The organism is Streptomyces sp. NPDC052773 (genome assembly GCF_044547145.1).
Taxonomy (GTDB): Bacteria; Actinomycetota; Actinomycetes; order Streptomycetales; family Streptomycetaceae; genus Streptomyces.
On sequence record NZ_JBITZX010000018.1, the window covers coordinates 1 to 24,218 of the forward strand.

Genomic DNA, 24,218 nt, shown 5'->3' on the forward strand with positions numbered 1-24,218 from the left:
CAGCCGAGCGTGGGGGAATCGGCGACCGACGACAACGCGGCGAGGCGCGGTGCCAGGCGTCGGGAGCCCGGCATGATCGGCGAGACACCCCCTAGGCGCGACGTCCCCACGGAGACCCGGCCGTACGAAGCGTCCCCGCACGACGCCTCGTACGGCCGTCAGGCTGTCCGCGCCCCACTGCGGGCGCCCCGCGCGGTCACCGGGCTCACGTGGTTGTCAGGGTTCCACGCGCGCGTGGACCTGCTCCGCCAGCTCGCGGCGGTAGTCCGCGTACGCGGCCCGCAGCGCGGTGCCCGGCCAGCCGTCGGGGAGCAGCGGCCAGGGCAGCACCGGGTCGGCCAGCAGATGCCGTACGACGGCCGCGAACACGGTGAGCCGGTCGGCGGGCCCTGGGGCATGGGCCACCCGGTCGAGCAGGGCCCGCGCGGTGGCCGCCCAGGCGTTCAGCGGCCACAGCTCCGCGGCCAGCTCGGCGGCGGGCCGGCCCGGCCGGGCCGTGTAGTGCTGGACCACGGGGTCCAGGTCGTCCGGCAGCGGGCGGAGCAGGTTCGCGGGGCGCAGCCAGACCCCCTCACGCAGCTCGGCCAGGCGCAGCCCGGCGAGCCGGGTGCGCAGCTCGGCGCGTTCGGCGGGTCCGCGGCCGGTCGCGGTGACGACCACCATCTCCCAGTCGCCGTCCCACGCGCGCGTGTGCGGCCGTACGGCCTCGTCCTGGCGGCGCCGGCGTTCCAGCAGCCGGTCACCGATGCGGTAGCCGGTACCGGTGCGGCGCAGATCCCCGGCGGCCGTCATCCGGCTGAGCGCGGCCCGCAGCGTGGAACCGCCGACGCCGAACGGCGCCACCACGCGCGCGAGGTCCTTCGCCGGCAGCTCCGGCGGGTTCGCGCCCAGCAGCAGGCTCAGCACGACCGACCGCGCGGACAACGGGCGCAGGTCGGGTTCGTTCGTCGGCATGGCCTCGTACTCTACGGCGCACAGCCGGTCGTTGCACTATTGCTGCGACCGCGGCGTGAGTGCAACACTCCGTTCATGGCCTCGACAGTCGCGCACCCGCAGCAGGACGCCGCCACCCACGCCCCGGCTCACACCAACGCCCGCGCCGCCGCAGAGAGAGCCACTCACGCCGTCACCAACCAGCCGCCGCCCCTCGCGCCGTACGACGCGTCGGACGACACCGCCCTCCTGGAGGGCCTGCGCCGGGAGGGCGCCGGATGGGCCGAGGAGGACGTCCGGCGGCTGGGCCGGCGGGCCGGGAGCGCGCAGGCGCAGGAGTGGGGCGACCTGGCCAACCGGCACGAGCCGGTGCTGCGCACCCACGACCGCTACGGCCACCGGATCGACGAGGTCGAGTTCCATCCCAGCTGGCACCACCTGATGGAGGTGGCCGTCAGCGAGGGACTGGCCGGAGCGCCGTGGGCGGACGAGCGGCCCGGCGCCCATGTCGCGCGCACGGCGGGCGGGCTGGTGTGGGGGCACGCGGAGGCCGGTCACGGCTGCCCGACCTCGATGACGTACGCGGCGATCCCCGCGCTGCGCCGCGAGCCCGCGCTGGCCGCGGTCTACGAACCCCTGCTGACCAGCCGGGAGTACGAGCCCGGCCTGCGGATCCCGACGCGGAAGCGGGGCCTGCTGGCAGGGATGGGGATGACCGAGAAGCAGGGCGGCTCCGACGTACGGACGAACACCACGACCGCCACGCCCACCGCCGAGCCCGGCGTCTACACGCTGCGCGGACACAAGTGGTTCACGTCGGCGCCGATGTGCGATGTGTTCCTGGTGCTGGCGCAGGCCCCGGGCGGTCTGTCCTGTTTCCTCGTCCCGCGCGTGCTGCCGGACGGGACCCGCAACCCCTTCCGCGTCCAGCGGCTGAAGGAGAAGCTGGGCAACCGCTCCAACGCCTCCTCCGAGCCGGAGTTCGACGGGACGGTCGCCTGGCTGGTCGGCCCGGAGGGGCAGGGCGTCAAGACCATCATCGAGATGGTCAACTGCACCCGCCTGGACTGTGTGATGGCCTCCGCGACGCTGATGCGCAAGACGCTGGTGGAGGCGGGCCACCATGTGCGGCACCGCACCGCGTTCGGCGCGCGGCTGCTCGACCAGCCGCTGATGCGCAATGTCCTGGCCGACCTCGCCCTGGAGTCGGAGGCCGCGACCACCCTGACGCTGCGGCTGGCGGGCGCCGCCGACCGCGCGGTGCGCGGGGACGCCGGGGAGCGGGCGCTGCGCCGGATCGCGACCGCCGTCGGCAAGTACTGGGTCACCAAGCGCGGCCCGGCCTTCACCGCCGAGGCGCTGGAGTGCCTGGGCGGCAACGGCTATGTGGAGGAGTCCGGGATGCCGCGGCACTACCGCGAGGCGCCGCTGCTGTCGATCTGGGAGGGCTCCGGGAACGTCAACGCCCTCGACGTGCTGCGCGCGCTGGGCCGGGAACCGGCCGTGGCGGAGGCCCTGTTCGCCGAACTGGCCCTGGCGCGCGGTGCGGACGCCCGGCTGGACGCGGCGGTCGCCGGGCTGAAGGACGGTCTCGCCGAGGCGTCTCCCGCGGGTGCCCGCAGGCTCGTGGAGCGGATGGCGCTCGCCCTTCAGGCGTCCCTGCTCGTCCGGTTCGCCCCGCCGGCCGTCGCCGACGCCTTCTGCGCGACGCGGCTGGGCGGCGACTGGGGGTACGCGTTCGGCACGCTGCCGGGGTCGGCCGACCTCGACGCGATCCTCGACCGGGCGCTGCCCGGGGGCGACTGACCGCCCGCGCGGAGCGCGGTGTCCGCCGGTCCCGCCGCGTTGTCACCGCCGTGGTGCAGACTCGCGATCATTCGGCACCACGGCTGGGGGGCGACGTGTTCACGGGGTCGACGAGGCCGACTGGGCTTCGCTGCGGCATGCGTACGGCAGCGCGGAGGACGTGCCACGGCTGCTCCGGGGCCTCGCCTCCCCGGACCCCGCCGAGCGGGAGACCGCGCTCGACGGGATGTACGGGGCCGTGCACCACCAGGGGGACGTCTACGACTCGACGCCGGCCTGTGTCCCGTTCCTTTTCGCGCTGCTCGCCGAGGAGGAGGTGGCGGAGCGCGGGAGCGTGCTGGACCTGCTGGTGAGCATCGGTGGGGACGGCGAAGCTGGTGCGGCGGCTGCTGGACTCCGGGCACGCGGTGGCCGCCGCCGAGGCGTGCTGGGCGGTGGAGCGGGACGCGGGTGCGGTGCTGCTTGTACTGCTGCGGGACCTGGAGCGCGACGGCCGTGCGGCGGCGCAGGCGCCGGCGCGGCTAGGGGGTGTCTCGTCGATCAGGCCGGATCAGCGAGCGGCGTCTGACCGGGTCCGCGCGCGTGTGGGACCGACGGACGCCGCGTGCGCGCTCGCCCGGATCACCGGGGACGTCTCCCCCGTCGCGCCCGTGCTGCGCGCCGCCTGGGAGGAGAACTCCCACACCCGCCCGCCGATCGCCGGGTGTCTCGCCGCGCTGGACGGCGCCGCCGCCGCGCCGCTGCGGGACCTGGCCGAGGCGGAACCGGCCACGCGCCGCCGGTACACGGCGCGGACGGACGTCCACGGCAGCCACGACGTGCTGGGCGACGAGGAGCCGCTGCGGGTGTGCCGTGCGGTCGCGACGCGGTAGCCACCCGGCCGACACCACTGTGACCTGCGGCGACGGCGTCCTGAGGGGTGACTGTCAGTGGTGGGGTGCAGACTGGCCGGTGTCTGGGACAAAGACGTCGCGGAGGTGATCGGCATGACCGAGGTACTGCTCGCCGTGGGCACGCGCAAAGGCCTTTTCATCGGGCGCCGGCGAGGTGGTGGCGCGTGGGAGTTCGACGAGAGTCCGTACTTCAACGCGCAGGCCGTGTACTCGGTCGCCATCGACACCCGCGGCTCCGCGCCGCGCCTGCTGGCCGGCGGGGACAGCGCGCACTGGGGCCCGTCCGTCTTCCACTCGGACGACCTCGGGCGCACCTGGACCGAGCCCGCCCGGCCTGCCGTCAAGTTCCCGCAGGACACGGGTGCTTCGCTGGAGCGGGTGTGGCAGCTGCACCCCGCGGCGGCCGAGCCGGACGTGGTGTACGCGGGCACGGAACCGGCCGCGCTGTACCGCTCGGAGGACCGGGGGGAGAGCTTCACGCTCGTCCGTCCCCTGTGGGACCACCCGACCCGCTCGCGGTGGATGCCGGGCGGCGGCGGAGAGGGCCTGCACACCATCCTCACCGACCACCGTGACCCACGCGCCGTGACGGTGGCCGTGTCGACGGCCGGGGTGTTCCGCACCGGCGACGGCGGCGCGAGCTGGGCGCCGTCCAACTCCGGTGTCTCCGCGGTGTTCCTGCCGGATCCGAACCCGGAGTTCGGCCAGTGCGTGCACAAGATCGCCCGGGACGCGGTCACCCCGGACCGGCTGTATCTCCAGAACCACTGGGGGGTGTACCGAAGCGACGACGCGGGCGCGCACTGGACCGACATCGGCGAGGGCCTGCCCTCCACGTTCGGCTTCGCCGTGGCGACCCATCCGCGCCGCGGGGACACGGCGTACGTCTTCCCGATCACCGCGGACTCCGACCGCGTGCCCGCCGGCCGGCGCTGCCGGGTGTTCCGCACGGCGGACGCGGGCAGGACGTGGGAGCCGCTGACGGCGGGCCTTCCGCGGGAGGACCACTACGGCACGGTGCTGCGCGACGCGATGTGCACGGACGACGCCGACCCGGCGGGCGTCTACTTCGGCAACCGCAACGGCGAGGTGTACGCGTCGGCCGACGACGGCGACAGCTGGCGGCAGTTGGCGTCGCATCTGCCGGACGTGCTGTGTGTGCGGGCCGCGGTGGTCGGATGAGGCGGTCGGACGGGGCCGTCGGGACGGTGTCGGGGGTGCCGCGACCGGCCGTTCCGGGCGCCGGGCGTTGGCCACCGGTTGATCGCCGTGTGGCGTACGGCAGTAGGGTGACGCCCGTGGCACCACGACCGTTGCATGAAATCGTCGAACCGGGCTGGGCGAAGGCCCTCGAACCCGTGGCCGGAAAGATCGCCGAGATGGGCGACTTCCTGCGCGCGGAGATCGCCGCGGGGCGCACCTATCTCCCGGCCGGGCAGAACGTCCTGCGGGCCTTCCAGCAGCCCTTCGACGAGGTGAGGGTCCTGATCGTCGGACAGGACCCTTATCCGACCCCGGGGCACGCGGTGGGCCTGTCGTTCTCCGTGGCCCCCGAGGTGCGGCCACTGCCCGGCAGTCTGATCAACATCTTCCGGGAGCTGCAGGCGGACCTGGGGCTGCCGCAGCCGTCGAACGGCGATCTGACGCCGTGGACGCAGCAGGGGGTGCTGCTGCTCAACAGGGCGCTCACCACCGCCCCGCGCAAGCCGGGAGCGCACCGCGGCAAGGGCTGGGAGGAGGTCACCGAGCAGGCCATTCGCGCGCTGGCCGCCCGCGGCAAGCCGCTGGTGTCCATCCTGTGGGGCCGTGACGCCCGCAACCTCCGCCCGCTCCTCGGCGACCTGCCCTCCATCGAGTCCGCCCACCCCTCCCCCATGTCGGCGGACCGCGGCTTCTTCGGCTCCCGCCCCTTCAGCCGCGCCAACGACCTGCTGATCCGCCAGGGCGGCCAACCGGTGGACTGGCGCCTGCCGTGACACCCGTCGGGTTCCTCGCCGTCGACTCCGGTGGGTCCGGTCTGCGAGTCGTCATGGGCACGGTGGAGGGCGGTCCGCTCGGCCGGCGGGAGTCACGCGTCCCGGTGCGGACGGGGGCGCGCGGGATCGACGCCGGGCATCTGATGGAGCAACTGGTGCCGTTGGTGCGGGCGTTGGCCGCCGAGTCCGGGGTGGCGGAACCGGAGTGCGCCGTGGTCGGCGCCGCCGGGTTCGGCACGCTGGGTGACGCGCTGCGCGCCGAACTGCCGGGTGCCCTGGGGCGGGAGTTCGGGGTCCGCCGAGTGGCGCTCGCCGCGGACGCGGTCACGGCGTACGTCGGGGCGCTCGGTCCGCGGCCCGGCGCCGTGATCGCCGCGGGCACCGGTCTGATCGCGATCGGCACGGACCTGACCCGGTGGCGGCGGGCGGACGGCTGGGGCCATCTGCTCGGCGACTGCGGCAGCGGAGCGTGGATCGGCCGCGCCGGACTGGAGGCCGCGCTGCGGGCGCACGACGGACGGGCCGGCGGCTCCACCCGCCTGCTGGCCCACGCCGAGCAGCAGTTCGGCCCGCTGCCGGGCCTGCCCCACGCGCTGTACCCCCGCAGCGACCGCCCCGCCGTGCTCGCCTCCTTCGCGCCGCAGGTGGCGGCCTGCGCCGCGGACGACCCGGTCGCCGCGGACATCCTCCGCGCGGCGGCCCGGCACATGGCCGACTCGGCCGCCGCCGTCTGCCCCGCCGACGGCGCACCGGAAGTGGGCCTGTCCGGAGGTCTGTTCAAGATGGGCGAGCCGCTGCTCGGGCCCGTGCGCGAGGAACTGGCGAAGCGCCTGCCGCACGCCCGTTGCGTACCCGCCGAAGGCGACCCCCTGCGCGGAGCGGTACGTATCGCCACCGCTCTCGCGACGGACACCCTCACCCTCCCGGGGGACGAGAAGCTGCTCTGCCTCACCTCTCCGGAGTAATGATCCGGCCATAAGGTTTCGGCCACACCGGACGGTGCCGCACGGCCCGCCGCGACGAAAACCCGCTGATCAGTTCTGATCTCCACGTAACTCATCAGACAAAACCGGACGGATACCGCTCACCTGCCCCCTCCCCGAACAGGGGAGCCACGGAAGCCACTAACATGCGGCACCATGAGCTCCTCCACTGGGCCCGCGTCCGGCCTGCCAGTACGAATGCCGCGCCCCCGCCAGCCCGGGCGGCACCGCCGACCCGAGCCCCTGGCGGCTCCCGAGGGCGCGCCCGCGCTCGTCCTCGCGGTGCCCGGCGCGCCCAGCGCCGCCACGCGCGGTCTCGCCGAGGAGATCGTGAGCATCGCCCGCTCCGAGCTGCCCGGCCTCGACGCCCGTATCGGGTACGTCGACGGGGACGACACCGAGTTCCCCACGCTCCAGGCCGTGCTCGCGCACGCCGCCGACGAGCGCACCGCCCGCTTCGAGCAGGCACTCGCCGCGGGTGTGGACGCCAAGGAGCCCGAGGGTCCCGTCGCCGTCGTCGTTCCCCTGCTGGCCGGCCCGGACGCCGCGCTGCTGCGCCAGGTCCGCCAGGCCGTCATGGACAGCCGGGTCGCGGCGGAGCTGACCGATGTGCTGGGCCCGCACCCGCTGCTCGCCGAGGCGCTGCACGTGCGGCTGTCGGAGGCCGGCCTGGCCCGCGCCGACCGCGCCCGGCTGTTCACCGTGGCGACCGCGGCGGACGGCATCATCCTGGCCGCCGTCGGCGGCGAGGAGGCCGTGCAGGCGGCCGGGATCACCGGCATGCTGCTCGCCGCGCGCCTCGCCGTGCCGGTGATGGCCGCCGCGCTCGACCAGGAGGGCTCGATCGCCTCCGTGGCCGAGCAGTTGCGCTCCTCCGGCTCGCAGCAGCTGGCGCTGGCGCCGTACCTGATCGGCCCGGAGATCGACACCGCGCTGGTCGAGGCGGCCGCCGCCGAGGCCGACTGCCCCGCCGCCGAGGCGCTGGGCCCGTACCCGGCGATCGGCAAGCTCGCCATGGCCAAGTACACGACGGCCCTGGGCATCGCCCCGCAGCAGCCCCAGGGCGCGCCGGTCCGCTGACCCGGCAGGCACCGCCGTACGACAGAAGAACGAGCCAAGGGCCCGCTCCGCACCCGGAGCGGGCCTTTGGCTCATGGGCCTTTCAGCCGAGGACGACGCACGACGCCGCCGTCACCTCCACGGCTCCCGCGCGCCGCGGCCACCCCGTCGCCGGGTCGACGGCGAACCAGGTCACGTCGCCGGAGCGCTCGTTCGCGACGTACAGGAAGCTCTCCGACGCGGTGAGTGCGCGGGGCCAGTGGCCGCCGCAGGGCACCGTGCCGGTCAGCCGCAGGCTCTCCCCCTCGACGGCGAACACGGAGAGCACGTCCTCGCCGCGGGTGGCCGTCCACACGAACCGGCCGTCGGACGAGACCTCGATGCCCGACGGGTACGCGTCACCGGCCGGAGCCCCGGGCAGCACCGGCGTCTCGGCCAGCGGTCGCAGGGTCCCGTCCTCGGCCTCCCAGCGGCAGACGGTGACGGTGGGGCTGAGTTCGTTGACGACGTAGGCGCGCGTGCCGTCGGGGTGGAAGGCCAGGTGACGCGGTCCGGAACCGGGCCGCAGGGCGGTCTCCCGGTGCGGGACGAGACCGCCCTCCTTCAGGGCGCACACGCGGACGGAGTCGGTCCCGAGGTCGACGCTGAGGACCCATCGTCCGCTCGGGTCGGGCCGTACCTGGTGGGCGTGCGGGCCCTGCTGGCGGGGTGCGAAGGGTCCCGACCCGGTGTGCCGGAGCGTTCCGGACGCGGCGGCGGCGAGTGTGCCGTCGGCGCGCAGCGGTACGACGGTGACGCTGCCGGAGCCGTAGTCGGCGGTGAGGACGTGTCCGGCGTACACGCTGAGGTGGGTGGGTCCGCCGCCGACGCGCACCGGCGCCCCGGCGGGTTCCGGGACCGCGCCGTCCACGCGGTACGCGACCACCGCGCCCTCGGCCGTCTCGCTGACCGCGTAGAGCGTGCGCCCGTCGGGCGCCAGGGCCAGGTAGGAGGGGTCGGGCAGGCCGTCGACGCCGCTGAGGAGCGTGAGCGCGCCGCTGTCCGGGTCGACGGCCGCCGTCACCACCCCGGGGCCGCCGGCCGCCGTGAACGACCCGATGAACGCCCGCCGCCGTTGTCCGCCGTCTGCCACCGCTGTCCCCTCTCGGTCCTGGGCTTCTGCGGTGACGGTAGCAGCGGATCACGGAAGGTCTAGACCAAGCGGGTGAATGTCTCGGAACTGCCGCCTCAGGGACTCGCCGGTCGCGGCTCACGCGGTGGGCAGGCGTCGCTTCGGGCTGCGGCCGGCCGGCGCCACACGCCGTGGGAGTCGCCCCCTCCGCGGGCGGCGGGCCGCACGCGTCCAGGCGCCGCGCGAGGCGGTGCGCAGCGGCGGGCACGCGCCCGGCACCCGACCCCCGGCTGCCGCCTTGCGCGCTCGCCAACCGCCGCGGCACCTCAGCCGGTGGACAGTCGCCCCCACCCTCGCCAGTGGTCACCTCACACGATGTGCCACCAGCCCACGCGGTGGGCCACCGCCCCACGCCCGGCCAGTCGCCGCCCACGCCCAGCCAGTCGCCGCCCACACCCTTCCGGGCGACGGCCGTCCGACTCCCCTGTCGGCCCCGGGCTACGCCCCCACCAGCGGCGACCCCGGCGGCGTCCGCAGCGGAGTCGCCAGTTCGGCCAGCGCGCGCTCGAGGCCGTGCAGGTGGGCGAGCGCCGGTTCCGTGGCCGACGGCTGCGGCGTGAGGCCGGCGATCTCGCGCTCGGCCGGGCCACCGGTCAGCGCCTCGACCGCGGCCTGCACCCGCCAGCACGCGGCTGCCAGCCGGGCGTCGTGGGAGGCCTCCGGGTCGGCGGCGACGGCGACCAGGCCGCGGACCTCGCGGGCGCAGTCGTCCAGCAGGGCGAGCACCCGGCGGGCGCGCCGCTTGCGGCCGAGCATCGGGTTGAGCGGGTGCACCAGCGGGGCGACCGCGAGCCGGACCCGGGCGAGCTGCTGCTCCAGCTCGGCCACGCGCGGGGCGGGGTCGGCGGCCGGGTCGCCGGCGAGCCGGGCGGCGGCCTCGGCGGTGCAGGCGTGCACCGAGCGCAGGGCGCGCTGGATCCAGGCGTCGGTGACCCGGTGGGTGGTCACGGGCAGCACGAAGAGGACCGCCAGGACGGCGCCCAGCGCGCCGATGCCGGTCTCGGCGACGCGCAGCGCGAGCAGGGCGGGTTCGAGCATGCCGAGGAGGCCGTAGAGCAGCTCGGCGAGCAGGGTGACGCAGAGCATCATCCAGGTGTAGGAGACGGCGGCCGTGTAGAAGATGCCGAAGACGCAGACGGCGATCAGGGCGGCGGAGGGTACGGCGGCGCCGTGCAGCGGGACGGCGACCAGCAGGCCGAGGCCGATGCCGAGCACCGTGCCGAGGACGCGCCGGAAACCGCGGACGAGGGTCTCGCCGCGCGAGGTGGTGTTCACGAAGATCCACCAGGTGGCGCCAACGGCCCAGTACCACCGCTCCCCGGACACCATCTGGCCCACGACCAGCGCGAAGCCCGCGCCGACGGTCGCCTGGACCGCCTGGCGGGTGGTGATCCGGCCGAGCCCGGTGCCGTCCGGCGGGGCGACGGCGGGCGCGGGGGGCGTCCGGCGCTCGTAGCACCACAGGCCGAACCGCACGGCCGCCGCGGCCGGCACGGACAGCAGGACGGCGGCGTACAGCTCGGGCAGGTGGCGCGGGGTCGCCTGGAGGAACTGCGCGATGAAGTAGGTCATGAAGGCGAACACGCCGAGGCTGTGTCCGCGCGGGCCCCAGCGGCGGGCGTAGACGCCCGCGCCGACCACGGCCAGGAAGAACAGGTCTCGCAGGACGGGCTGGTCGTGCACCTCGGCGGCGACGGCGAGCACGGGCAGGCCGACGACCGGCAGCAGGGCGGTGGTGACGGCCTGGCCGCGCACGGTGGCGTCGGTGACGGTGAACAGGGCGAGCAGCGCGGCGAGGCCGCCGATGACGGCACCGACGAGGGAGTGGCCGGCCAGCCCGCAGACGACGACCGCGAGACCGACACCGAGGACCGCGCGCGTCGCGAAACGCAGCCGCGTCCGCCCCGGATCCGGAGCCACGAACACCCTCTTCAGCACTGCTTACCGCCCCCTCGAGCTGATCGGCACGAAAAAGGCGCCGCGGGATCCGCAGCGCCATCGACCTCACCATGACAGCATCACTGACGCCACTGGCTCAAGTGGCCCGGTCGCGACTGGTCCATTGGCCCATGGGGAAGGGGTGGGATGCGTCCGGCACCGGGCCATCGGACCATGGCGAGTGGTTCAGCCGACGGTCGGCGTGCTGGGCCATTGGTACAGTCGTTCAAGATCATCGAGGAGGAGGCCGCGCACCATGGCCGTGGACGAACTGGACACCCGCATCCTGCGGCTGCTGCTGGAGCAGCCGCGCACGAGCGTGCGGGAGTACGCCCGCATCCTCGGGGTCGCCCGCGGCACCCTTCAGGCCCGGCTCGACCGGCTGGAGCGGGAGGGGGTGATCACCGGCACGGGCCCGACCCTCTCCCCCGCCGCCCTCGGCCACCCGGTGCTCGCGTTCGTCCACATCGAGGTGACCCAGGGCCACCTCGACGACGTGGGCGACGCGCTGGCCGGCGTACCGGAGATCGTCGAAGCGTTCTCCATCACGGGCGGCGGCGATCTGCTCACCCGGGTCGTGGCCCGCGACAACGCCCACCTGGAGGACGTGATCCAGAAGCTGATCAGCCTCCCCGGCGTCGTCCGCACCCGCACGGAGGTGGCCCTGCGCGAGCGCGTACCGCACCGGCTGCTGCCGCTGGTGGAGTCGATCGGGCGGTCGACGAAGGCCTGAGCGGCGCAAGATCCGCACTTTGGCATCCTGGCTTCATGAACACTCTCGGTGGAATCTCGGTCATCTTCGATCTCGACGGAACGCTCGTGGACAGCGAGCCGAACTACTACGAAGCGGGCCGGCAGATCCTCGCCGAGCACGGCGTACCGGACTACACGTGGGCGGATCACGAGCGGTACGTCGGCATCAGCACGCTGGACACCATCGCCGACTGGAAGCGGCGGTACGACCTGAGCGCGCCCACCGAGGAGCTGTTCGCCGCCAAGAACCGCCGCTATCTGGAGCTGGCCCGCGCCGCGACGCCGGTCTACCCGGAGATGCGGAAGTTCGTGGAACTGCTCGCCTCGGAGAAGGTGCCGATGGCCGTGGCGTCCGGCTCCTCGCCCGAGGCCATCGCGGCGATCCTGACCGCCACCGGCCTGGACGCCTTCCTGCGCACGGTCGTCTCCGCCGACGAGGTTCGGCACGGCAAGCCCGCCCCCGATGTGTTCCTGGAGGCGGCCCGCCGCCTCGGCGCGGCCCCGGCCGACTGCGCGGTCGTGGAGGATGCCGCCCCGGGCGCCGCCGCCGCGCACGCCGCCGGCATGCGCTGCATCGCCGTTCCGTATGTCGCCGAGCAGGCCGACGACGCCCCCTTCGCCACGGCGGGTCTGCTCTTCCGCGGGGGGCAGGAGGAGTTCACGGCACGGGCGGCCTACGACTGGCTCGTCCGCGCGGCTGCGGGGTCCTGAGCCACCGGGCCCACGGCGACGCACCAGCAAGAGCCCCTCGGTCCCACGGCCCCACGGTCCCGGCCGATTCGGTCGGGACCGTTGACTCGCTCCAGGCCCACCTCTACCTTCTGGTCGATTACTCGTACGCCATCCGAAATCTCGAACACGCTGAGTCGATCAGAGGAGCAGCATCCATGGCACCGCCCCTCTCCCGCCGGACCCTTCTCCAGTCGGCGATCGTCGCCGCGACCACCTCCGGCCTCGCCGCCACCCCGACGACGGCCACCGCGACCGCCGCGGGCTCCGCCGCCGCGGGACCCTCCGGCTCGGGCTCGGCCGCAGCACTCCCGCCACCGGCCGCCTGGACAGTGCGCCCCTTCGCCCTCAAGGACGTGACCCTCGACAACGGCCTCTTCGCCGACAAGCGCCGGCTGATGCTCGACCACGCCCGCGGCTACGACGTGAACCGGCTGCTCCAGGTCTTCCGCGCCAACGCCGGCCTCCCGACCGGCGGCGCGGTCGCCCCCGGCGGCTGGGAGGGCCTGGACGGGGAGGCCAACGGCAATCTCCGCGGCCATTACACCGGCCACTTCCTCACCATGCTCGCCCAGGCCTACGCGAGCACCGGCGACCAGGCGTACGCGGAGAGGATCCGCACCATGGTGGGCGCCCTCGCCGAGGTCCGCGAAGCACTGCGCCGCGACCCGGTCGTGCTGCCGGCGGAGGGCAGATTCGGCGGGGCGGCGGAGAACCCGCGGGGCTCCTACCAGTACGTCGACCTGCCCTCCGAAGTCCTCGCCGGGAGCCCGGCGATCACCCTCGCCGCCTGGGTCAAGCCCACCCACGCGAGCACCTGGGCCCGGGTCTTCGACTTCGGCGACGACACCACCCGCTACATGTACCTGGCCGCCCGCAACGGCGGCGGCGTCCCACGCTTCGCCCTCACCACCGGCGGCCCCGGCGCCGAACAGGGCATCGACGGCACCGCTCCCCTCCCCCTGAACCAGTGGAGCCACCTCGCCGTGACCCTCGCGGACGGCACCGGCACGCTCTACGTCAACGGCACCGCCGTGGCCCGCAACACCGCCATGACCCTCACCCCGGCGAGCCTCGCCACCCCGGCCCACGCCTGGCTGGGCCGCTCCCACTTCCCCGCCGACCCCGTCTTCGCGGGCGCCTTCGACGGCTTCGACGTCTGGTCGCGCGCCCTGACCGCCGCCGAGATCACCGGCCTGCAGAACAGCCGCCCCGCCGACGCCCCGGCCGGACGCGGCGACCTCGCGTCGTACGCCTTCGACGAGACCGGGGGATCCACCTTCGCCGACGCCTCCGGCCGCGGCCTGACCGCCACCCTGCGCCGCACCTGGGGCGGACCGAGCCACCCCGGCTTCCTCGCCGCGTACCCCGAGACCCAGTTCATCGAGCTGGAGTCGATGACCCGCGGTGACTACACGCGCGTCTGGGCGCCGTACTACACCGCGCACAAGATCCTGCGCGGGCTGCTGGACGCCCACCTCGCCACCGGCGACGACCGGGCCCTCGACCTCGCCTCCGGTCTGTGCGACTGGATGTACTCCCGGCTGTCCAAGCTGCCCGACGCCACCCTGCAACGTATGTGGGGGATCTTCTCCAGCGGCGAGTTCGGCGGCATCGTCGAGGCGATCGTCGACCTGCACGCCCTCACCGGCAAGGCGGAACACCTCGCGCTGGCCCGGCTGTTCGACCTCGACCGGCTCATCGACGCCTGCGCCGCGAACACCGACATCCTCGACGGCCTGCACGCCAACCAGCACATCCCGATCTTCACCGGGTACGTCCGGCTGTACGACGCGACGGGCGAGGAGCGCTACCTCGCCGCGGCGAGGAACTTCTGGGACATGGTCGTACCCCATCGCATGTACGGCATCGGCGGCACCAGCACCGGCGAGTTCTGGAAGGCGCGGGACGTCATCGCGGGGACCCTCAGCGCCACCACCGCGGAGACCTGCTGCGCCTACAACCTGCTGAAGCTCGGCCGGACCCTGTTCTTCCACGACCAGGACCCGGCGTACATGGACTACTACGAACGCGCCCTCTACAACCAGATCCTCGGCTCCAAGCAGGACAAGCCGGACGCGGAGAAGCCGCTCGTCACGTACTTCATCGGGCTCACGCCCGGCCACGTCCGCGACTACACCCCCAAGCAGGGCACGACCTGCTGTGAGGGCACCGGCATGGAGAGCGCCACCAAGTACCAGGAGTCGGTGTACTTCACCCAGGCCGATGGCAGCGCCCTCTACGTCAGCCTCTACAGCCCCTCCACCCTCACCTGGGCCGAGCGGGGCGTCACCGTCACGCAGACCACCGACTACCCGCGGGAACAGGGAACCACTCTCACCGTGCGTGGGCGCACCACCACGTTCGCGCTGCGGCTGCGGGTGCCGTCCTGGGCGACCGCCGGCTTCCGGGTGACCGTGAACGGCCGCGCCGTCGACGGAACTCCGCGCCCCGGCACCTACTTCACCGTGCGCCGCACCTGGCGCAGCGGCGACACCGTGCGGGTCAGCGTCCCCTTCCGGCTGCGGGTGGAAAAGGCCCTGGACGACCCGACGCTCCAGACCCTGTTCCACGGCCCCGTCAACCTGGTCGCCCGCAGCGCCTCCACGGACTACCTGACGTTCGGGCTGTACCGCAACGCCGCCCTCTCCGGCGACCTGCTGCCCACCTTCACGGCCGTGACCGGGAAACCCCTCCACTACACCCTCGACGGCACGGAGTTCGCCCCGTTCTTCGAAGGCACCGAGGACCCCACCCACGCCTACGTCCGCCGCTCCGAACCGCGCGTGATCCTCGGCGGCACCGACTCCGGCGTGGCCAACCCGGCCAAGGCGGACGGCACGACCCTCCTCGACGAGATCTGGGCGGGCGCGCCGTTCGCCGACAAGGGCGCGCTGGTGTCCCGGGTGCGGGCCACCGTGGACGCGTGGGTCGCGGCGGGGCTGATGGGCGGGGCGGACGGCGAGCGGGTGGTGGCTACGGCGAGGAGGGCGACGTATGTCTCTTAGGTTCTCTTAGGGGCTGGTGTCTCTCAGGGGTCTCTTAGGCGCCGATGGTTCTCAGGGCCTGACCGGTGGGCGGACCGCGTCGGCGGTCACGACCGGTGGGCGGGCCCCGCCGGCGGCTACGACCGGTGGGCGGGCCCCGTCGGCGGTCACGACCGGCGGCGCGGCTTGCCGCGCTTGGCGGTGCTGGCTCCGCCGCTCCTGGTCGCCCCGCCGGAGCGGGCGCGCGGATTCTTGCCCGCCGTGCGGGCGCCGGCCGCGGGCTTGCGCGCCTGGTCCTTCCCGGCATTCCCTGCCTTCCCGCTCTTCCCGGCCTTCCCGCTCTTCCCGGCCTTCCCGCTCTTCCCGGCCTTCTCGGTCTTCCCGGCCTTCTCGCCGCTCTCCTGCTGGGGGCGGGTGCGGCCGCGGGTGCTGTTGACCGTGCGGCCACGGACGATGCCGATGAAGTCCTCGACGAGGTCGGTGGTGGCCTCCTCGGGCCAGGACAGGGCGACGCTCGACTGGGGGGCGTCCGTGACCGGCCGGTAGGTGAGGTCGCGGCGGTGGTGCAGACGGGCCAGTGACTGCGGGACGACCAGGACGCCGATGTTCGCCGCGACCAGCTCGATCGCGTCGGCGGTGGTGGCGGGGCGCTCGAAGGCGGGTTCGCCCGGCGGCCGGTCCCAGCCGAGGACGTCGTCGAGGGGGTGCAGGACCACTTCGTCGGCGAGGTCGTCGAGGGTGATCTCGTCCGCCGCGGTGATCACGTGGTCCTTGGGGACCACGACGACGGTGGTCTCGGTGTAGAGGGGGATCGCGCTGAGGACCGTACGGTCGACGGGGAGGCGGACCAGGCCCGCGTCCGCGCGGCCCTCCCGCAGGACGTCGGAGGCCTCGGCGGGCTCCACCTGGACGAGCGTGAGGGGCACGTCGGGCGAGCGCTGCTCCCAGACCCGCACCCACTTGGCGGGCGTCACTCCGGGGACGTACGCGAGCCGGAACGAGGGGGAATCCGCCGAGTCGGTCATTCCGCCAGGTTACCGGCTGTGGTCGGAGGCCCCGTCGGCGGCCGATAGTCTGGACTGCATGAAGTCGCACCAGAGCACCCAGACGATGAAGCCCGCGACCGCGGCGAAGAAGCTGGGTGTGTACCTCCCCGCCACCCCCGCCGAGTTCCAGGAGGGTGTCGTCTCGCGCGCCGAGCTGAACGAGCTCCAGGCGAACCCGCCGGAGTGGCTGCGGGAACTGCGACGCAACGGTCCGCACCCCCGGCCGGTGGTCGCGGCGAAGCTGGGCGTCTCCATCGCCGGCCTCGCCCGCGGCGGGGTCACGGAGGCGCTGACCACCGAGCAGATCGAGGCGCTGAAGCAGGAGAGCCCCGAGTGGCTGGAGAAGGAGCGCGCCACGCAGGCCGAGGTCCGCAAGGAGGCGGCCCGGCTGAAGCAGCGCGCCGCGGAGCGCGCGCAGCAGGGTGACGGGCGCGCCTGACACGCGAGCGGCGGCCGAGGACCGGTGCCGGCGACCGGCGACCGGGACTGACTGGCGACTGGCCGACTGGCCGACTGGCGACTGCTGGTAGGCAAGGCGACAAACGGACTCGTCGACACACAGCACACAGCGACACCCGGGAGCCGGTGTGACCGACCGACACGGCATCGACCAGCCCGCCGGCCACCTGCCCTTCGTCGCCCTGGTGGTGATGGAGGCGGCCACGGCCGGGGCGGAACCCCTCTACCAGGAGAACTTCGTCCTGGTGCACGCTCCGGACGAGGCATCCGCCCGCGCGCGGGTCGTGCGGCGGGCCCGGGACGCGGAGACCGGCTACCTGAACGACCGGGGGCAGACGGTCACCTGGCGGCTCAAGGCGGTCGTCGACGTCAAGCAGGCCGAGGACGCCGACCTCGCCAAGGACGCCGACCTGTACACCCGGCACTTCCGTGACTGGGCGGCGTACGAACGGGTCGAACCCCTGCTGTCCCGGGACGGCGACCCGGCGTAGACCGCTCGGCTGTCGTGCCGGGCCGGATACGGTGCCGCTCGCGGTGGGCCGGTGCGTGCCGGGGACCTCGCATGGGGCCGCGCCGGACCGGGTACACGGGGGGACCGACCGGACGTCGGGAGGCACGTGATGAGCATGAGCGAGCAGACACCGTCCCAGGCCGAGGGTGAACGCGACGACGACGTCACCGGTACCTACGATCCGCCGCGCACCACCCCCTCCCAGGCGGAGGGCGAGCGCACGGACGATGTCGAGGACGTGACGCAGGCGCCGCCGGGCGAGGGCGCGGACCGGCAGGCGGGTTACGCGCGCGCCCGGGACGACGAGGAGCCGGGGGCCCACTCCGGCCAGGAGAGCCAGGCCCGCGAGCGGGTGGTGCCGGGCACGGCGAGCGCGGCCGAGGGCTACGGCGCGTCCGGCGGAACGGCGAGCGGGGAGCCGCTGACCGGTGTCGAGGAGCCGGCGGACGAGCGGAACCGCTGACGGAACCCGTCGGCTGCCTCCTCGGTCCCCGGCGGCGGCCCGCGGAGAGCCGGAGGTGAGGCGCATGACCTCCGAGACGGTGACGGTGCCCGCCCATGAGGTGGCGCTGGCCGGTGATCTGACCGTGCCCGGGGCCGACGTCCCGGCGGTGGTGCTGTTCGCGCACGGCAGCGGCAGTTCCCGGCACAGTCCGCGCAACCAGGCGGTGGCGGCGGAGCTGAACCGCGTGGGGCTGGGCACGCTGCTGCTGGACCTGCTGAGCGAGCGCGAGGAGCACGAGGACGCGCGGTCGGGCCGGCACCGCTTCGACATCGGTCTGCTGGCCGGGCGGCTGGTGGACACGATCGACTGGCTGGAGCGGCAGGGCGGGAAGAGGGGCTGGGGCGAGGACCTGCCGGTGGGTCTGTTCGGAGCCAGCACGGGTGCCGCCGCCGCGCTGGTGGCCGCGGCGGAGCGACCGAGGCGGGTGTACGCGGTGGTCTCCAGGGGCGGGCGCCCGGATCTTGCCGGTGAGTGGCTGCCGCGGGTGGAGGCGCCGGTGCTGCTGATCGTGGGCGGTGCGGACGAGCTCGTGCTGGGGCTCAACGAGGAGGCGGCGGCGCGCTTGGCGGCGCCGCACCGGATCCATGTCGTGCCGGGGGCCACGCATCTGTTCCCGGAGCCGGGCGCGCTGGAGGAGGTGGCGACGGCCGCCGGCGACTGGTTCCGGGAGCGGCTCGGGACCGGGGCTCAGGGGGCCTGACCGCCGCCTGCCCGCCGACCCGTACGCGGGTTCGCGCGTTGCCCGACCAGCCGCGGGCTTCCGCATCCTTCCGCGCATATGCCTGCCGTGCTTCGCCGTGCTCCCGTGCGCCCCCATGGAAAAAGGAATCCGCAATCCGCCATCAGGTTGAACTGGGCAGTACATGATTCAAGTGCCCGTTCGGTGAAGTGATCACCGAATTCCACGTTTCGACTGAGGCGGGGGTAACCGATGAGCGGTTCCGTCAAGGAACCAGAACAGGCATGGACAGTGGAATGTGCCCCTGGCGCATTCCCTCTGCTCGGCCACGGTATCGCCTTGTTCCGCCGGCCGCTGGCGTTTCTGAATTCTTTGCCGGCGCACGGGGATCTGGTGGAGGTGCGGTTGGGCCCGCAGCGCGCCTGGGTCGTGTGCCATCCGGAGCTGGTGCGCCGGATGCTGCTGGACGCGCAGACGTTCGACAAGGGAGGCACGCTCTACGACAGACTCCGCTCACTGATGGGCGACGGTGTCGTGACCTGCCCGCACGACCGGCACCGTCGGCAGCGACGGCTGCTCCAGCCCGCCTTCCGCCCCTCCCGCGTAGCCGACCACGCGGACCTGATGGGCAAGGAGGCCGAGTCGGTGGCCGCGAGCTGGCAGGCCGGACAGGAGGTCGACGTCAGCGCGGCCATGATGACCGTGACGGCCCGGGTGATGAGCCGGGTGCTGTTCTCCGACTCCCTGGACGCGGCGACCCACGCGGAGGTGCGGCGCTGCCTCGCCGATGTCGTGCGCGGCCTGTTCCTCCGTACGATCGTGCCGGTCGACGCGGTCTTCGCGATCCCCATACCCGCGAACCGCCGCTACCGGCGCTCCGTCGACCGGCTGCACGCGATCGTGGCCGCGGCGGTCGCCGAGCGGCGCCGGGGAGCCCACCGCGACGACCTGCTGGGGACCCTGCTGGCCGCCGCCGCGAGTGACGAGGACGGGGCCGTCACCGACCAAGAGGTCCACGACCAGCTGATCACCCTGCTGCTCACCGGCGTCGAGACCACCGCGCTGTGTCTGGCCTCCGCGTTCGCCCTGCTGGGCCGTGACCCGGAGGCGGAACGGCGGCTGCACGCCGAGCTCGACACGGTGCTCGCCGACGGGCGGCGGCCCGGCCCCGGCGATCTGCCCCGGCTCGACTACACCCGCGCCGTCGTCACCGAGACGCTGCGCCACTCCCCGCCCGGCTGGCTCTTCACCCGGGTCACCACCCGCGACACGGAGCTGGCGGGCCGGCGCATCCCCCGGGGGACGACGGTGCTGTACAGCCCGTACCTGCTCCATCACGACCCCGCGTCCTTCCCGGACCCCGAGCGTTTCCTCCCCGACCGCTGGCTGCCGGGAGGGACCGCCGCCGCGCGGGACCACGCCCTGGTGCCGTTCGCGGCGGGCAGCCGCAAGTGTCTGGGCGACGGTTTCGCCATGACGGAGGCGACGCTCGCCCTGGCGACCATCGCCGCCCGCTGGCGACTGGCCCACCGCCCCTGCCCCTCCCGGGACTCCCGTCCCGCGGTCACCCTGGGCCCGAGGACCCTGCGCATGACCTGCGTACCGCGAACCCGCGAGCGGGTCGGCACCACGCACCGCACGACGATCCGCGTACCGCACTCCCGAACGGCAGGTGACAACGGTGTCGACGACGCATGAGGAAATCACGGCCTCCCGGCAGGGTGGAATGCGCAATTCCAGCCTGAAGGAGCTGATCGACGCGCAGCTGTACATGCCCTTTCCGTTTCAACGGAACCGGCATGAGGCGGAGGCGGCGGCGGGGGTGGAGAAATGGCTGCGGGAGTTCGGGCTGCTGGAGGAACCCGGTGTGGCGGCGATGATCGCGGCCACTCGCCCCGCCGAACTCGCCTCGTACAACAGCCCGGCCGTGGATTCCGGCATCCTCCAGATCATCGCCAATCAAATCGCCTACCAATTCGTCTTCGACGACAAGGCGGAGGAGGTCGGTCACCGCTGGCCGGACAACCTGCTGCCCATGCTCTGCGAGAGCATCGCGATCCTCAGGGACGGCGCGGCGCCGACCACCCGTCTCGGAGCGGCGCTGGCCGACCTGTACCGCCAGGTCCAGGAGCGGTGCACCCCCGAGCAGGCCGCCCGGTGGGCGTGGAAGAGCCGTGAGTACGTCCACGGTCTGCTGTACGAGGCGGTCAGCCAGACCAGCACCTCGCCCGTGCGGATCGACCTGTGCACGTCGATACGCTCGCTCACCGCGGGCATCGAACCGTTCTACCCGCTGTACGAGGCGGCGCAGCCGTGCGAGCTCGCACCGGAGGAGCTTCACCATCCGGTCATGCGGCGCATGGCGCGGCTGTCGGTGGACGCGGCGGTGTGGACGGCCGACCTGTTCTCGGCGGTGAAGGAACAGCGGACGGGCGGAATGATCAATCTGGCGCTCGCCCACCAATTCGAGCACCGCTGTTCCCTGCCCACCGCCGTCACCCTGGCTATCCGGCAGATCAACGGCGCCATCAGCGAGTTCGAAAGGCTCTGGACCGGGATCCGGGCGGAGCTGAGCCCCGCGGGCCTCGGCTACGTGGACGGCATGATCGGCTGGATCAGCGGTTGCTACCACTGGTCGCGCACGGTCCCGCGGTACGCGGACACTGCGGCGACACCCGCGCTGGGCTGACGCTCGACCGACTGGCCCTCCACGCGAGGGCCAGTCATATCTCATTACCAGGCGTAGGCGGCGTCAAACCTCCCAAGCCTCTGATTCACCCGTCCCTGTCGTCTTCCTGCCCCACAAGGGCGTACCACCTGGCATTGAGGGCGTACGCTCGGCGCTGCCCGCCACGACCAGCGACAGGAAGCAGTGGGGCACATGGCGTCTGTGTCACGGCAACCGATCACCCCCTCCCGGCCGTTGTTCGAGCGCCATCGAGAACTCGACGCGCTCGACGACGCGTTGTCGCAGCTGCGCTCCGCCGCTCGTGGGGCACGCTCCCGGCACACCGGACTGCTCACGTTCACGGCCCCGGCCGGAATGGGGAAGTCCGCGCTCCTGTCCGAGGCGCGGATCCGCGCGGCCGGGCACGGCTTCACCGTCCTGTCGGGCGGGGGCAGCGAGACGGAGCAGGAGGTGGCGTTCCGGCTCATCCGGCAGTTCGTGCAACCCGTCCTGGCGACGATGGAGGAGGCGGAGCTCCGCACGTTTCTGGGGAGTTGGTACGACATCGTCGCCGCCGCGCTCGGCCTGGAGGCGACGAACACCTCGTCCGTGCCGGACCCGACCGGAGTGCGCGACGGCCTCGACTGGGTGATGACACGGCTCACCGTGCTGAGGAAGCCCGTCGTACTGCTCCTCGACGATCTGCACTGGGCCGATCTCGAGTCACTGAGCTGGCTGACCTCGTTCGCCCCGCGGGCCGCGGACCTTCCGCTCCTGATCGTGGCCGCCTACCGGCCCGACGACCTGCCGGCGGAGGCGGCCCCATTCCGCACCCTGGTCGAACGGCACGCGAGCCGCCCCTACACGCTGGCTCCGCTCAGCGCCGCCGGCGTGGCACGGATCGTGCGGGAGGAAGTGGGCGAGAGCGCCGAGGACACGTTCTGCGAGGAGTGCTGGACGGTCACCGGCGGCAACCCCTTCGAGACGGTGGAACTCGCCATCAGGCTGGGCGAGCGGAACCTGAACGGCACCGAGGACGACCTGCCCGTCATGCGGAACCTCGCCGCCGCCGTCAAGGGCCCCGGCATCGTCGAGCACCTGCGGGCGCTCGGCACGGCCACCCGCCGTTTCGCGCACGCGGCCGCCGTCCTGGGCGCGCCGTTCTCCCCGAGGCTGGCCGCCGACCTCGCCGCGGTCGGCGAGACACAGGCCGCCCATTCGATCGAGAAGCTGCGCGCGGCCCGCATCGTGGCCGAGGGCGCGAACCCCGACGGCACCCTGGATTTCGTGCACCCGATCATCGCCACGGCGATCTACCGGGACGTTCCCGACGCCCTGCGGGGCGGCATGCACAACGCCGCCGCGGTCGCCATCCGGACGGCGGGGTACGGCATCACCGCGGCCGCCCGCCACCTCCTGGAGGTGCCCTGCGAGGGCAGGCCCGAAGCAGTCGAGTGGCTCCGGGAGGCTGCCCGGGAGTACCTGCGGTCCGGCGCCCCGGAGGCCGCCCGCCGACTGCTCACCCGAGCCCTGCAGGAACCGCCCCTCCCGGAGGACCGCGCCCCGCTGCTGCACGAACTCGCCTGCACCACCTTCCTCATCGACCCCAGGGCCACCGTCATCCACCTCCGTGAGGCGCTGGCGGAACCAGGGATCGAACCCGAGCTGCGGGCCTCCATCGTCTTCAAGCTCAGCCAGGCCCTCGCCCACACCGATCGCATGGAGGAGGCGGCCACCCTCGCCTCCGAGGAGGCACGGCAGACCCACCACCCCCGCGTCCGGCTCCGGATGCTGGCCGACCACTTCGTGTGGAGCATGTTCCGCACCGACGAGCCGGACTCGGCCAACCGCTCCCGCCGACTGAACAAGCTGGCCGACAAGCTGACCGGCCGAGGTCCGGAGGAACGCTGGATCCTGGGGCTGCGGGCATGGGACGCCCTGCTGCGCGGCGAGCCCCGGCAGTCCGTTCTCCGTTACGCCGAGGACGCTCTGCGCGGTGGCATGCGCTGGACCGACGAGAACCGGGGCTTCGAGATCCCCGTCTCCGTCGCCCTGGTGTTCATGTACGGCGACCAGCCGCGCCGGGCCGAGGAGTTGTTCAACGACGGCATGGCCGAGTGCGAGACCAAGGGATGGCGCGGCTCTCATCTCGCCGTCGGCCAGACCCTGTTCGGCTACATCCGCTACCGCCGGGGCAACCTGCCCGAGGCCGAGCACTGGGTACGCCAGGGCCTGCAGACCGCCGAACGCGTCGAAGGCGCCGTCCCCGCCCAGTGGTTCGCCATCGGCATCCTCATCCAGACGCTGCTGGCCCGTGGCAGGATCGCCGCCGCCCGCCGGGTCGCCGACGAGCACCGGTACGGCGAGGTGGTGCCGAACGCCGTGATCTACCCGGACCCGCGGACCGTGTACGCCGAACTGCTGCTGGCCGAGGGGCGTTACACCGAGGCCGCCCAGCTCCTGACCGAGGTCGGTGACTGGCTGGACGGCCGCGGCTGGCGGAACCCCTCCTGGTGCCCGTGGCGGCTGGATCTGGCCGCCGCGCTCGCGCGGACCGCGCCGGAGCGGGCGGTGCGGGTCGCCCGGGAGGCCGTGACGTATGCGCGGGACTTCGGCGCCGCCTCGGTGATCGGGCAGGCGTTGCGCGCCGAGGCCGAGGTGACCGGCGGGCGGGCGGCGCTGGAGCTGTACGCGGAGGCCGTGGAGCACCTGGAGCAGTCGCCGTCGGCGTACGAGCTGGCCCGGGCGCTGGTGGGGCACGGCGCCGCGCTGTCGCGTGACGGCCGGCTGCACGACGCCGCCGACCGGCTGTACCAGGGCCTGGAGGTCGCCGTGCACTGCGGTGCGGAGGCGCTGGCCGCGCGGGCGAGGGAGGAGTTGTCGACCGCCGGACTGCGCCCGTTGCCCCTGCGGTACGCGCAGACGGACACTCTCACCGGGCACGAGCGCCGGGCGGCGGAGCTGACCGCCCAGGGGCATCCGGTCGCGGTGGTCGCCAAGGAGCTGCACCTCACCGAGCAGGGGGTGCGTCAGCTTCTCTCCGCGGTCTACCGCAAGCTCGGTACCGATCCGGCGGGCCTGTCCGAGGCGCTGGAGGCGTTGCCGCGGCCACGGGGGTGAGC

Annotated in this window: 20 protein-coding genes and 1 pseudogene; 17 read left to right on the plus strand and 4 right to left on the minus strand. The window is 73.6% G+C overall.

The window, feature by feature from the left end; translation table 11 throughout:
- Positions 1 to 216: 216 nt before the first annotated feature.
- Positions 217 to 954 (minus strand): PaaX family transcriptional regulator C-terminal domain-containing protein, encoded by a 738-nt coding sequence (locus ACIG0D_RS30365; protein ID WP_399807169.1) that lies wholly within the window; start codon positions 952 to 954, stop codon positions 217 to 219.
- Between the two features lie 75 nt (positions 955 to 1,029).
- Here ACIG0D_RS30365 and ACIG0D_RS30370 point away from each other — a divergent pair, with 75 nt between their 5' ends.
- From ACIG0D_RS30370 to ACIG0D_RS30400, 7 genes and pseudogenes are all read left to right on the plus strand, one after another.
- On the plus strand, positions 1,030 to 2,739 hold the full coding sequence (locus ACIG0D_RS30370) for an acyl-CoA dehydrogenase family protein (protein ID WP_399807172.1): 1,710 nt from the start codon (positions 1,030 to 1,032) through the stop codon (positions 2,737 to 2,739).
- A gap of 130 nt (positions 2,740 to 2,869) precedes the next feature.
- Positions 2,870 to 3,110, plus strand: a pseudogene (locus ACIG0D_RS30375) (HEAT repeat domain-containing protein); the annotation flags it as partial.
- The gene (locus ACIG0D_RS30380) at positions 3,099 to 3,611 is read left to right on the plus strand and encodes a hypothetical protein (protein ID WP_399807585.1); all 513 of its coding nucleotides are present in this window, start codon (positions 3,099 to 3,101) and stop codon (positions 3,609 to 3,611) included. The pseudogene ACIG0D_RS30375 and the gene ACIG0D_RS30380, both read left to right, overlap by 12 nt.
- Positions 3,612 to 3,668: 57 nt before the next feature.
- The gene (locus ACIG0D_RS30385; RefSeq protein WP_399807176.1) at positions 3,669 to 4,814 is read left to right on the plus strand and encodes a WD40/YVTN/BNR-like repeat-containing protein; all 1,146 of its coding nucleotides are present in this window, start codon (positions 3,669 to 3,671) and stop codon (positions 4,812 to 4,814) included.
- Positions 4,815 to 4,930: 116 nt separating this feature from the next.
- On the plus strand, positions 4,931 to 5,608 hold the full coding sequence (locus ACIG0D_RS30390) for a uracil-DNA glycosylase (protein ID WP_399807179.1): 678 nt from the start codon (positions 4,931 to 4,933) through the stop codon (positions 5,606 to 5,608).
- Positions 5,605 to 6,573: an N-acetylglucosamine kinase gene (locus ACIG0D_RS30395; protein WP_399807182.1), complete on the plus strand. Its 969-nt coding sequence runs from the start codon at positions 5,605 to 5,607 to the stop codon at positions 6,571 to 6,573. The genes ACIG0D_RS30390 and ACIG0D_RS30395 overlap by 4 nt, the downstream gene beginning before the upstream one ends.
- 174 nt (positions 6,574 to 6,747) lie before the next feature.
- Entirely contained in the window at positions 6,748 to 7,671 is a 924-nt protein-coding gene (locus ACIG0D_RS30400; RefSeq protein ID WP_399807185.1) for a sirohydrochlorin chelatase, read from the plus strand.
- Positions 7,672 to 7,753: 82 nt separating this feature from the next.
- Here the strand turns inward: ACIG0D_RS30400 and ACIG0D_RS30405 are convergent, their stop codons facing one another.
- Both ACIG0D_RS30405 and ACIG0D_RS30410 read right to left on the minus strand, forming a co-directional pair.
- Positions 7,754 to 8,782 carry a lactonase family protein gene (locus tag ACIG0D_RS30405; RefSeq protein WP_399807187.1) on the minus strand — a complete coding sequence of 343 codons (1,029 nt, stop codon included), beginning with the start codon at positions 8,780 to 8,782 and terminating at the stop codon, positions 7,754 to 7,756.
- Positions 8,783 to 9,259: 477 nt separating this feature from the next.
- Complete coding sequence (locus ACIG0D_RS30410) at positions 9,260 to 10,759, minus strand: FUSC family protein (protein ID WP_399807190.1); 1,500 nt, start codon at positions 10,757 to 10,759, stop codon at positions 9,260 to 9,262.
- Positions 10,760 to 11,015: 256 nt separating this feature from the next.
- Between ACIG0D_RS30410 and ACIG0D_RS30415 the strand changes: the two genes are divergently transcribed.
- The 3 genes from ACIG0D_RS30415 to ACIG0D_RS30425 all read left to right on the plus strand — a co-directional run bounded on the left by ACIG0D_RS30415 (position 11,016) and on the right by ACIG0D_RS30425 (position 15,249).
- Positions 11,016 to 11,492: an Lrp/AsnC family transcriptional regulator gene (locus tag ACIG0D_RS30415; RefSeq protein ID WP_365764574.1), complete on the plus strand. Its 477-nt coding sequence runs from the start codon at positions 11,016 to 11,018 to the stop codon at positions 11,490 to 11,492.
- 35 nt (positions 11,493 to 11,527) lie between these two features.
- Entirely contained in the window at positions 11,528 to 12,223 is a 696-nt protein-coding gene (locus ACIG0D_RS30420) for an HAD family hydrolase (RefSeq protein ID WP_399807193.1), read from the plus strand.
- A gap of 176 nt (positions 12,224 to 12,399) precedes the next feature.
- On the plus strand, positions 12,400 to 15,249 hold the full coding sequence (locus ACIG0D_RS30425) for a beta-L-arabinofuranosidase domain-containing protein (protein WP_399807196.1): 2,850 nt from the start codon (positions 12,400 to 12,402) through the stop codon (positions 15,247 to 15,249).
- A gap of 146 nt (positions 15,250 to 15,395) precedes the next feature.
- Here ACIG0D_RS30425 and ACIG0D_RS30430 read toward each other — a convergent pair whose 3' ends face one another.
- Positions 15,396 to 16,253 carry a LysR substrate-binding domain-containing protein gene (locus ACIG0D_RS30430; protein ID WP_399807199.1) on the minus strand — a complete coding sequence of 286 codons (858 nt, stop codon included), beginning with the start codon at positions 16,251 to 16,253 and terminating at the stop codon, positions 15,396 to 15,398.
- A 58-nt stretch (positions 16,254 to 16,311) separates the two neighbouring features.
- Here ACIG0D_RS30430 and ACIG0D_RS30435 point away from each other — a divergent pair, with 58 nt between their 5' ends.
- The 7 genes from ACIG0D_RS30435 (at position 16,312) to ACIG0D_RS30465 (ending at position 24,216) form a co-directional block, all read left to right on the plus strand.
- A complete protein-coding gene (locus ACIG0D_RS30435; RefSeq protein ID WP_399807201.1) occupies positions 16,312 to 16,713 on the plus strand; it encodes a DUF5997 family protein in 402 nt (133 codons plus the stop codon).
- Between the two features lie 148 nt (positions 16,714 to 16,861).
- Positions 16,862 to 17,224, plus strand: a complete 363-nt coding sequence (locus tag ACIG0D_RS30440; RefSeq protein WP_399807204.1) for a DUF4288 domain-containing protein — start codon at positions 16,862 to 16,864, stop codon at positions 17,222 to 17,224.
- Positions 17,225 to 17,359: 135 nt separating this feature from the next.
- On the plus strand, positions 17,360 to 17,707 hold the full coding sequence (locus ACIG0D_RS30445) for a hypothetical protein (protein ID WP_399807206.1): 348 nt from the start codon (positions 17,360 to 17,362) through the stop codon (positions 17,705 to 17,707).
- Between the two features lie 64 nt (positions 17,708 to 17,771).
- On the plus strand, positions 17,772 to 18,449 hold the full coding sequence (locus ACIG0D_RS30450; RefSeq protein ID WP_399807208.1) for a dienelactone hydrolase family protein: 678 nt from the start codon (positions 17,772 to 17,774) through the stop codon (positions 18,447 to 18,449).
- A 231-nt stretch (positions 18,450 to 18,680) separates the two neighbouring features.
- Positions 18,681 to 20,126 (plus strand): cytochrome P450, encoded by a 1,446-nt coding sequence (locus ACIG0D_RS30455; RefSeq protein ID WP_399807210.1) that lies wholly within the window; start codon positions 18,681 to 18,683, stop codon positions 20,124 to 20,126.
- A 28-nt stretch (positions 20,127 to 20,154) separates the two neighbouring features.
- Positions 20,155 to 21,117 (plus strand): (-)-alpha-amorphene synthase, encoded by a 963-nt coding sequence (locus ACIG0D_RS30460; protein WP_399807213.1) that lies wholly within the window; start codon positions 20,155 to 20,157, stop codon positions 21,115 to 21,117.
- A gap of 192 nt (positions 21,118 to 21,309) precedes the next feature.
- A complete protein-coding gene (locus ACIG0D_RS30465) occupies positions 21,310 to 24,216 on the plus strand; it encodes an ATP-binding protein (RefSeq protein ID WP_399807215.1) in 2,907 nt (968 codons plus the stop codon).
- Positions 24,217 to 24,218 lie beyond the last annotated feature (2 nt).